Source organism: Anaerococcus tetradius (genome assembly GCF_947087635.1).
Lineage (GTDB): Bacteria > Bacillota > Clostridia > Tissierellales > Peptoniphilaceae > Anaerococcus > Anaerococcus tetradius.
In genome coordinates, this window is the sequence record NZ_CAMUDP010000023.1 from 20,328 (window position 1) to 29,417 (window position 9,090).

The following is a 9,090-nucleotide window of genomic DNA, read 5'->3' on the forward strand; positions in this document are numbered from 1 at the left end:
GGTATATGAAAATTACGAATAAAGTTGTTCTTGCAGGACTTTTGCTAAGTCTAAGTCTTACATCATGCAACAATTTAAGTAAGAACAAAAATAACGAAGAAGATGCTTCCAAGAAGACTGAAGTAAGTGAGAGTGCTGATCCTGAGAAAAAGGAAGGAACTGCAGAGAAGGAAGCTGACAGCAAAAAAGACGCTGAGGAAGATAAAAAAGAAGGTACATCCGAAAAGGAAGCTACAGATAAGAAAGATAGCAAGGATGATGCTGACAAAAAGGATGCTGAAGGAAAAGAAGATTCAGATAAGGATGCAAAGACAAAGGAAGAGTTGGTTGCAAAGCTTGAACAAGCGATCTTTGATGCTAAGGTTACTGTTAGGGCTATAGAAATCCTACAAACAGAATCACCAGAGGCTATCGAAGGCAGGGAAGCTGAAGTCCAAGAGATGCTCGATCATTCCAACCAAGTTTTGGATAAGGCTAACGAAGTTCTCGAGAAGGTTCAAAACAATAATTAATAATCAAAATTTACAGGCTAAGAAATTAGCCTGTTTTTTAGTAAGAAAGCTTAGGATGTTAATTTCTTGATTTTTCGATACAAATATATGATAATTATATAAAGAGCAGAAAGGAGATGTTATGATTTATGAATTAGCCATAGGCTTGACTTTTGTCCTTGCAGTTGTTAGTCTTATTTCGATTTTGTTTACCGACAAGAAGCTGATTTTTGCGGGGCTTGCCATAATTTTGTTGGGGGTATTTTATTATACTAATTCAACTTATCATATGGCAGAAAGTTGGCCTTTGATAGCTTTTGTAGCTGGAGTAACCCTCCTTACTTTGGAAATTTTTATACCGAGTTTTGGCTTGATTGGGATAACGGGTCTTGGTCTTATTGGTCTTGCTATTTATAATTCTATATGGATGGATGGCAGGGAGCTTTTTCTACTAATTGGAGCAAGTCTTGCCATAGTTTTTAGCCTAACAGTTTATGTCCTCCTAGGCTTTAGGGCTAATATTTTTGATAGGGACATACTTAGGACGGTTAATAGCAGGGATATTGCATCCAAGGCTGATTATTCTAGTCTTCTAGGTAAAAAGGGCAAGACTAAGAGTATTCTTCGTCCGACAGGAAGAATTGTGCTTGATGATTCTTATTATGATGCCAGAAGTCAGGGAGATTTTATTAAAAATGATAAGGATATTGTAGTAGTAAGTGTGAAAGATGGCCACATAGTGGTAAAGGAGTTATGATGGAATTTGTTATTATTGGTTTAGTTTTAGTTTTAGTGGTGGTTTTCTTCACCATGGTGCCAGTGGGTCTTTGGATAACAGCGAGATTTTCTGGGGTTAATATTTCTATGGCAGCCCTTGTTGCCATGCGTTTTAGGAGACTTTCTCCTTCAAAAATAGTAAATGCAATGATTAAAAGTTACCAAGCAGGTATTCCAATTACAACTAATGATTTGGAAAGCCATTATCTAGCAGGGGGTAATATTAATCAAGTAGTAGACGCCCTTATAGCAGCAGAAAGAGCAAATATCGAGCTTTCTTTCGAGCAAGCAGCAGCCATAGACCTTGCTGGTCGTAATGTTTTTAAGGCTGTTCAAGTATCAGTTACACCTAAGGTAATCAATACTCCAGTAATTGCTGCCGTTGCCAAAAATGGTATCGAGGTTAAGGTTATAGCCAAGGTTACTGTTAGGGCAAATATAGAAAGGCTAGTCGGTGGTGCTGGAGAAGAAACAATCATAGCAAGAGTAGGCGAAGGAATTGTAACTACAGTAGGTTCTTCTGATTCCCACGCCCAAGTTTTGGAAAATCCAGACAATATTTCCCAAACCGTTCTTATGAAGGGTCTTGATTCTGGAACAGCTTTCGAGATTTTATCCATAGATATAGCTGATGTGGACGTAGGACGAAATGTCGGCGCCCAACTTCAAAGAGATCAGGCTGAGGCTGACAAGAATATAGCCCAAGCCAAGGCAGAGGAAAGACGTGCCCAAGCCATAGCCCTCGAACAAGAAAACAAGGCCAAGGTAGTTGAAGCAGAAAGTAGGATTCCTATTGCCATAGCCAAGGCTTTCGAAGAAGGTAACCTCGGTGTAATGGATTATTATAATCTTAAAAATATAAATGCCGACACCAAGATGCGTGAGTCTATTTCTGCTGATGATGGGGCTGAGTTTGATGTTTAATTTCCATAAGCCCAACTACAAGGATAAGAAAAAAACAAAGCCTAGCTTTGAGGAATGGCTAAATAGGGCAAGTGAGCTTCTAAATGAATACATGGACGAGTCGGTTGATGATATCTTCAAGCCCAAAGGGCAAAAGAGCCAAAATAAAAAGAATATAAAAAAAGAGAATATTCAAACAGAAGAAGGCGATAAGGCTGCTCAGATGAGAATTGAAGAAGCTATAAAGAAGAGAGAAGAAGAAAAAATCGCCGAGGAAAAGAAAAAATCAAAGAGAAGACTCAATCTCAAGAAGGCTATGATTTATTCGGAAATCCTAGCCAAGCCTCTTGCTAAGAGAAAATAGCTGCCAAAAGAGTATAATATTCCTATTGGAGGGATTGATATTAAAGAATTATTAGCGATAGAAAGTCCTGAACAAGTGATTAGCTTGTTCGGGAATTTTGATAAAAATAGAAAATATATAGAAGATAGATTTGATACGAAAATTAGGGTTAAGGATGAGGACCTAGAAATCAGCGGAGATGAGCTTGGGGTTAAGTTTAGCAAGAGTCTTCTCGACCAACTTTTAGGAGAAATTAAGAAGGGTAAGCTTCTCGACTTCCAAAATATCAAATACCATGCTGATATGCTAGAGAGAGAAAATAAGGATGTTATAAAGTCCTTACTCGATGATGTGATAATAACTAGGGCTGATGGCAAGCCAATAAAGGCAAAGACCCTTGGCCAAAAATCCTACATTGATAAGATAAGAAATAACGACATAGTTTTTGGTATAGGGCCTGCTGGTACGGGAAAGACCTATCTTGCTGTTGCCATGGCTGTTAGGGCCTTCAAGAAGGGCGAGGTTGATCGAATAATTCTCACTCGTCCAGCTGTTGAAGCAGGAGAAAGCCTGGGCTTTTTGCCGGGAGATTTGCAAGATAAGGTTGATCCATATCTAAGACCCCTATACGATGGGCTTTTTGATATCTTGGGCTTTGAGTCCTATCAAAATCTAGTTGAAAAGGGACTAATAGAAGTAGCTCCCCTTGCCTACATGAGAGGAAGAACCCTAGATAGGTCTTTTGTGATCTTGGATGAGGCACAAAATACGACCCAGGAGCAGATGAAGATGTTTCTAACAAGACTTGGCTTTGGCTCCAAGGCTATTATTACTGGAGATAAGACCCAAGTAGACCTACCTCGTGGGAAAAAAAGTGGAATCAGGGCAGCCGAGCACATCCTAAGAAATGTAGAAGGTATAGCCTTTATGGAATTTTCTTCCATAGATGTGGTAAGACATCCTCTTGTTCAAAGGATAATAGATGCCTATGATAGGGAAGAGAAAAGACTTATTGAACAAAGACAAGAGTTAAAAGATAAGGAAGATAATAAGAAAGAAGAATAGGTGGGCTTATGCATCTTTTAATAGAAAATGATACAAATGAAAAGATAGAAATGGATGCCGACCTCGAAAAAACCATAGGAGAAGTCCTAAAGACAGAAGGCTTAGGGGATAATTACGAAGTCTCTATTACTTTTGTTGATAGGGAGGAAATCCAAAGGCTTAACAAGGAATTTAGGAATATAGATAGGCAAACTGACGTCCTATCCTTCCCCCTAGATGATGATATGAACTTGCCTGGTGAGGATATCATGCTTGGTGATATTGTAATCTGTATGGATGTAGCCAAGGATCAGGCTAGGGAGTTTGGCCATTCTCTAAGGCGAGAGATAATGTATCTTACTTGTCATTCAACCCTACATCTTCTAGGCTATGACCACATGGAAGAAGACGATAAGAGGAAGATGAGGGCTCGTGAGAAGGAAATCATGAGAAATCTTAGGGTTTTTAAGGATGATAATCACGAAAACTTCGATCATGCTGACAAGAAGGATTATGAATTAGCCAAGGCAGAAGAAGGAGGCGACTTTAGCAAAATCAAAGATGAGCTAAAGGAAGAAATCAAGGAAGAACTTAGGCTTGAGCAAAGATATGCTAATGTCGAATATGGCAAGATTTATACTAAGGAGAATCTAAGCCATGGGCAAAAATTCCTAAAGGGCTTTGATTATGCCTATGAGGGTCTAGTTTTTGCTATCAATCACGAAAAAAACATGAAATTTCATTTCCTAACCTGCGCCATAGTTCTTGTGGCTAGTCTTTTTTTTAATTTATCGAGAATTGAGATGATGTTTCTAGTTTTTTCTATATCAAGTGTTATAGCCCTTGAGCTAGTCAACACTGCCCTAGAAAATGCTGTCGATATTGCTGCTGATGGTAGGTGGCTAAGCCTTGCCAAGTCTGCCAAGGATGTTTCTGCGGCAGCAACCTTTATAGCAGCCCTCAATGCAATTTTTGTGGGCTATATGATATTTTTTGATAAGTTTCTCAATTTCTACGATTCAGTTATCCTAAGGATAGCCAGAAGACCGAGCCACTTGGCCTTGATTTCTATTTCCCTTATTATAATCTTGACTATATTTTTTAAGGGAGTTTTTTATGAGGGACATGGAACAGCCTTTAGGGGTGGTTTTGTTAGTGGTCACACATCGGTAGCTTTTGGCCTTGGAACTATTGGGTTTTTGCTAGTAGATGATCCGATGCTTATGATAATTTTGGCAGGTCTTGCCTTAATAGTTGCAGAAAGCAGGTATGAGGCAGATATTCATTCGGCCAAGGAAATTATTAGGGGAGCGATACTAGGAGTTAGTATAGCTCTTGCGATTTTTGGGATATTTTCATGAAGAATTTAGAAGAATTAATACAAAGGGCTATAGGCAATAAGGAAAATTCCTATTCTCCTTATTCTAATTTTAGGGTGTCGGCCCTAGTTCTAACAAAGACTGGCAAGCTTTACGAGGGAATTAATATAGAAAATGCCTCTTATTCTGCAACTCTTTGTGCGGAAAGGTCGGCTCTTGCCGCAGCTATTTCTGCAGGTGAAAGAAAGTTTGATACAATTATCATAACAGGAGATAGCGAGGATACTTTCCCTTGTGGAGTGTGTAGGCAATTTATGGCGGAGTTTTTTGATGATGATACTAAGCTTGTCATAGCCAATTCTGTAAGCGATTATAAGATTTATACTATGGACGATCTTTTACCCCATAGTTTTAGCAAAAAGGATTTAGAATGATAAAATCAGGTTTCGTTTCTGTTGTAGGCAGGGCCAATGTTGGCAAATCTACTCTTATGGAAAAAATCCTAGGAGAGAAGATTTCTATAATATCCAACAAGGCACAGACTACCAGGGATAAGATACAAATTATATATAATGATGAGGAAAGTCAAATAATATTTCTCGATACTCCAGGCATCCAAACTCCTAGAAACAAGCTTCAAGAAAAGCTTCTGACTTTTTCTGAGGAAAGCCTAAAGGAGTCGGATATAGTAACGATGATTGTGGATGATTCTTTGGAAATTGGAAGGATAGACACAGAAATCCTAGCTATGCTAGATAAGATAAAGCTTCCTAAGATTTTACTAATCAACAAGACCGACCTACTAGCTAAGGATAAGATTGAAAAGATTAGGGCGAATTTTAGGGCTTATGACTTCGATAGAATCTTGGAGATTTCTGCCCTAGAAGGAAAAAATGTCGATATTTATATAAAGACTGTCAAGGATATGCTTGATTTTGGGCCAGCTTACTATGATAGGGATATGATAACTGATAGGAGTGAGAGGTTTATTGTTTCTGAGATAATTAGGGAAAAGGCCCTAAGAAATCTTTCGGAAGAAGTCCCTCATGGAGTCGCCGTTAGGATTGATGATTTCAAAGAAAGGCCTGATAAGAATTTGATAGATATAAGGGCTACTATAGTCATTGAGAAAGTTAGCCATAAGGAAATTGTCATAGGCAAAAAGGGATCTATGATTAAGAAAATCGGCATGGATGCTAGAAGTGAGATAGAAAAGTTCCTTGACAGTAAGGTCAACCTCCAATTGTGGGTTAAGGTTGAAAAGGACTGGAGAAAGAAAGAAAAGCTGGTGGATCGCTTTGGCTACAAGTGATCTAAGCGATGTTACAGGCTTTATCCTAAGAGAATTTCCCTATCATGAAACTAGTAAGATTGTCGAAGTTTTTACCGATAAGCTCGGCAAGGTATCAATACTCGCCAGGGGAGTTTATCGCAAAAACTCTGACAAGCTTTCTTTGACAGGAAGATTTATGAAGGTAAACTTATCCTTGTACAAGTCGGGCAAGGACTTTTATGGGATAAGGGAAGGAGAGGTCTTAGAAAATTATAAGAAATCACAGAAGAATTTCGATGTGATTTTGTATAAGTCGGCTATCTGTGATTTTTTGCTAAAGACTATGGATGAAACACAAATTGATACGGTCTTTAAGCTCTTAGATATTAGTTTTAGAGCCTTTGAAGAAGCCGAGAAAAACTATATTAATATTTTCCTCGCCTTTATGATTAAATACATATCATTTTCAGGGCTAAAGCCTAACTTTTCTACTTGCGGTATATGCGGTAAAATTATAGATAATGGGAATAATTTTTTCTCCATCGAAGAGGCTTCGGTTATATGCGAAGACGATAAGAAAAAAGCCTTGGATAGGATATTTCTTTCTTATGATGAGTTTTTGTATTTCTATAAACTTCTTTATAGCAGATCCGATGAGCTAGCTAATCTTAGCCCAAGCGAAAATTATGAGAAAGTTGCCAGATTAATAATAGATTATTGCTTAAAAAAGCTTGATCTTAGAAGTTTCCCTTCTATGGATTGGGTCTATAAGAAATTAAGCGAAAGGAATTAGAATGTACTTTGAAGATTTAATAATGAAAATGGAAGAGTTTTGGATGAAACAGGGTTGTTCTGTTATGCTTCCTTACGATACCGAAAAGGGAGCAGGAACTATGAACCCTCACACATTTTTGCGTGCCCTAGGTCCTGAACCATGGAAAGTATGCTATGTTGAGCCTTCTAGAAGACCTGCCGATGGTAGGTATGGACAAAATCCTAACAGGCTCTACCAACACCACCAAATGCAGATACTCTTAAAACCAACACCAGATAATATCCAAGAGCTCTACCTTCAATGCCTAGAGTCAATAGGAATTAATCCTAGGGAACATGACATTAGATTCGTAGAAGACAACTGGGAAAGCCCAACCCTCGGAGCTTGGGGACTTGGTTGGGAAGTGTGGCTAGATGGGATGGAAATCACACAATTTACCTATTTCCAACAAGTAGGTGGTATTAACTGCGAGATTGAAAGTGGGGAGATAACCATAGGCCTTGAGAGAATCTTTATGTATCTTGAAGATGTGGATAATGTATTTGATATCAAGTGGTCTAAGAATTTGACTTATAGGGATATTTTCTATCTTCCAGAATATGAAAATTCTAAGTATTCTTTCGAAGATGCCGACAATGAAGTCCTAGAAGAATTGTTTAACATCTACGAGAAAGAGGCCAACAGGCTAATCGACTTGGGCCTTTGCATACCAGCCTATGACAATGTGTTAAAGACAAGCCACACCTTCAACACCCTAGATGCCAAGGGAGCTATTTCTGTTTCAGAAAGAAGCCACTACATCAAAAGAGTTAGGGATGTATCAAGCAAGGTAGCACATAAGTTTATTGAGAAAAGAGAAGAGCTCGGCTACCCTCTTCTAAGAAAGGATAATGATGAGTAATTACTTATTAGAAATCGGAGTAGAAGAGATACCTTCTGATTATGTCAAAAATACCAAGAAACAATTAGAAGATAAGTTTAAAAAACTGATAGAAGAAAACAAGTTGACTTGCGAAGAAGTCCTCGTGGAATCAACACCAAGAAGATTTGCTATTTTTCTAAATAATGTAAATGCTGATACTGAAGAAAAAACTATATCTGTAAAGGGCCCTAGCGTAAAAATCGCCTATGACGAGGGCGGTCAAGCCAACAAGCCCCTCCTAGGTTTCCTAAAGGGTCAAGGAGCAGACATAGCTGATGTAGTAATAAGAGAATTTAAGGGTGAAGACTATATTTTCATAGAAAAAAAAGAAAAGTCTAAGTCAGTAGCAGAAGTCTTAAAGGAAAATGTCTATGATTTAGTAAAGTCTATATCCTTCCCAAGGTCTATGAGATGGGCTGGCAAGTCAATCAGATGGGCAAGACCAATAAGATGGTTCGTCTCCCTCCTAGATGATGAAGTTCTAACTTTTGATGCTGAAGGCATAAAAGTATCAAATATCAGCAAGGGCCACAGAAGCCTTGGTTCAGCTGAAATTGTCATAGACAAGATAGAAAATTACGAAAAACTCTTAAAGGAAAATTATGTCATCCTAAGATACAAGGATAGAAAAGATATAATACTCAAGGGTCTTAATAGATTAGCAAGTGAGGTAGGGGGAGAATATATGAAAGATGAATCCCTCCTCGATGAAGTTATCAATATAGTAGAATATCCGACAGTCCTTATCGGAGATATTGACAAGAAGTACCTAGAACTTCCTAAGGAAGTTGTAACAACTCCTATGAAAGACCATCAAAGATACTTCCCAGTCCTTGACGAAAACAAGAATCTTCTTCCATACTTCTTGGTTGTAAGAAATGGGGATGAAGAATTCAAGGAAAATGTCATCGAAGGTAACAAGAAAGTCTTGGTTGCAAGACTTGAAGATGCCAAATTCTTCTATGAATTGGATATCAAAAAATCTCTTGATTCTTATGTTGATGAGCTTAATAGTCTAACCTTCTTTGAGGGCTTAGGCAATATGAAACTAAAAACCGACAGACTTACTGACCTTACAGAAAGATACAGACAAGCACTAGCTATCGGTGAAGATATGACCCATCCGATAGGAAGAGCGGCTTACCTTGCCAAGGCAGACCTTGTAACAAAGATGGTAGTAGAATTTACCGAGCTACAAGGAACTATGGGTAGGATTTATGCAGAAAAGTCTGGCGAAGAAGAA

Annotated in this window: 11 protein-coding genes; all 11 read left to right on the forward strand. The window is 38.3% G+C overall.

The window, feature by feature from the left end:
* The first annotated feature begins 5 nt into the window (after positions 1-5).
* Complete coding sequence (locus P6936_RS07725) at positions 6-512, forward strand: RNA-binding protein (protein WP_276862895.1); 507 nt, start codon at positions 6-8, stop codon at positions 510-512.
* Between the two features lie 121 nt (positions 513-633).
* On the forward strand, positions 634-1,248 hold the full coding sequence (locus P6936_RS07730) for an NfeD family protein (RefSeq protein ID WP_276881297.1): 615 nt from the start codon (positions 634-636) through the stop codon (positions 1,246-1,248).
* Entirely contained in the window at positions 1,248-2,192 is a 945-nt protein-coding gene (gene floA / locus P6936_RS07735; protein ID WP_276881298.1) for a flotillin-like protein FloA, read from the forward strand. Before P6936_RS07730 ends, floA begins: the two co-directional genes overlap by 1 nt.
* On the forward strand, positions 2,185-2,535 hold the full coding sequence (locus P6936_RS07740; protein ID WP_276881299.1) for a hypothetical protein: 351 nt from the start codon (positions 2,185-2,187) through the stop codon (positions 2,533-2,535). The genes floA and P6936_RS07740 overlap by 8 nt, the downstream gene beginning before the upstream one ends.
* Before the next feature lie 75 nt (positions 2,536-2,610).
* On the forward strand, positions 2,611-3,579 hold the full coding sequence (locus P6936_RS07745; RefSeq protein ID WP_276881300.1) for a PhoH family protein: 969 nt from the start codon (positions 2,611-2,613) through the stop codon (positions 3,577-3,579).
* Positions 3,580-3,587: 8 nt separating this feature from the next.
* A complete protein-coding gene (gene ybeY, locus P6936_RS07750) occupies positions 3,588-4,919 on the forward strand; it encodes an rRNA maturation RNase YbeY (protein WP_276881301.1) in 1,332 nt (443 codons plus the stop codon).
* Complete coding sequence (gene cdd / locus P6936_RS07755) at positions 4,916-5,311, forward strand: cytidine deaminase (protein ID WP_276881302.1); 396 nt, start codon at positions 4,916-4,918, stop codon at positions 5,309-5,311. Before ybeY ends, cdd begins: the two co-directional genes overlap by 4 nt.
* Positions 5,308-6,189, forward strand: a complete 882-nt coding sequence (gene era, locus P6936_RS07760; protein WP_004837500.1) for a GTPase Era — start codon at positions 5,308-5,310, stop codon at positions 6,187-6,189. The genes cdd and era overlap by 4 nt, the downstream gene beginning before the upstream one ends.
* Positions 6,176-6,943 carry a DNA repair protein RecO gene (gene recO, locus P6936_RS07765; protein ID WP_276881304.1) on the forward strand — a complete coding sequence of 256 codons (768 nt, stop codon included), beginning with the start codon at positions 6,176-6,178 and terminating at the stop codon, positions 6,941-6,943. The genes era and recO overlap by 14 nt, the downstream gene beginning before the upstream one ends.
* Position 6,944: 1 nt before the next feature.
* Positions 6,945-7,826 carry a glycine--tRNA ligase subunit alpha gene (gene glyQ / locus P6936_RS07770; RefSeq protein WP_276881305.1) on the forward strand — a complete coding sequence of 294 codons (882 nt, stop codon included), beginning with the start codon at positions 6,945-6,947 and terminating at the stop codon, positions 7,824-7,826.
* Positions 7,819-9,090: glycine--tRNA ligase subunit beta (gene glyS, locus P6936_RS07775; RefSeq protein WP_338079169.1), on the forward strand; the 1,272-nt coding region annotated here is incomplete at its 3' end. The genes glyQ and glyS, both read left to right, overlap by 8 nt.

Coding starts and splice junctions, on each gene's coding strand:
- era (WP_004837500.1), top strand. CDS start 5,308: ATGATAAAATCAGGTTTCGTTTCTGTTGTAGGCAGGGCCAATGTTGGC.
- P6936_RS07740 (WP_276881299.1), top strand. CDS start 2,185: ATGTTTAATTTCCATAAGCCCAACTACAAGGATAAGAAAAAAACAAAG.
- floA (WP_276881298.1), top strand. CDS start 1,248: ATGGAATTTGTTATTATTGGTTTAGTTTTAGTTTTAGTGGTGGTTTTC.
- P6936_RS07725 (WP_276862895.1), top strand. CDS start 6: ATGAAAATTACGAATAAAGTTGTTCTTGCAGGACTTTTGCTAAGTCTA.
- ybeY (WP_276881301.1), top strand. CDS start 3,588: ATGCATCTTTTAATAGAAAATGATACAAATGAAAAGATAGAAATGGAT.
- P6936_RS07730 (WP_276881297.1), top strand. CDS start 634: ATGATTTATGAATTAGCCATAGGCTTGACTTTTGTCCTTGCAGTTGTT.
- glyQ (WP_276881305.1), top strand. CDS start 6,945: ATGTACTTTGAAGATTTAATAATGAAAATGGAAGAGTTTTGGATGAAA.
- cdd (WP_276881302.1), top strand. CDS start 4,916: ATGAAGAATTTAGAAGAATTAATACAAAGGGCTATAGGCAATAAGGAA.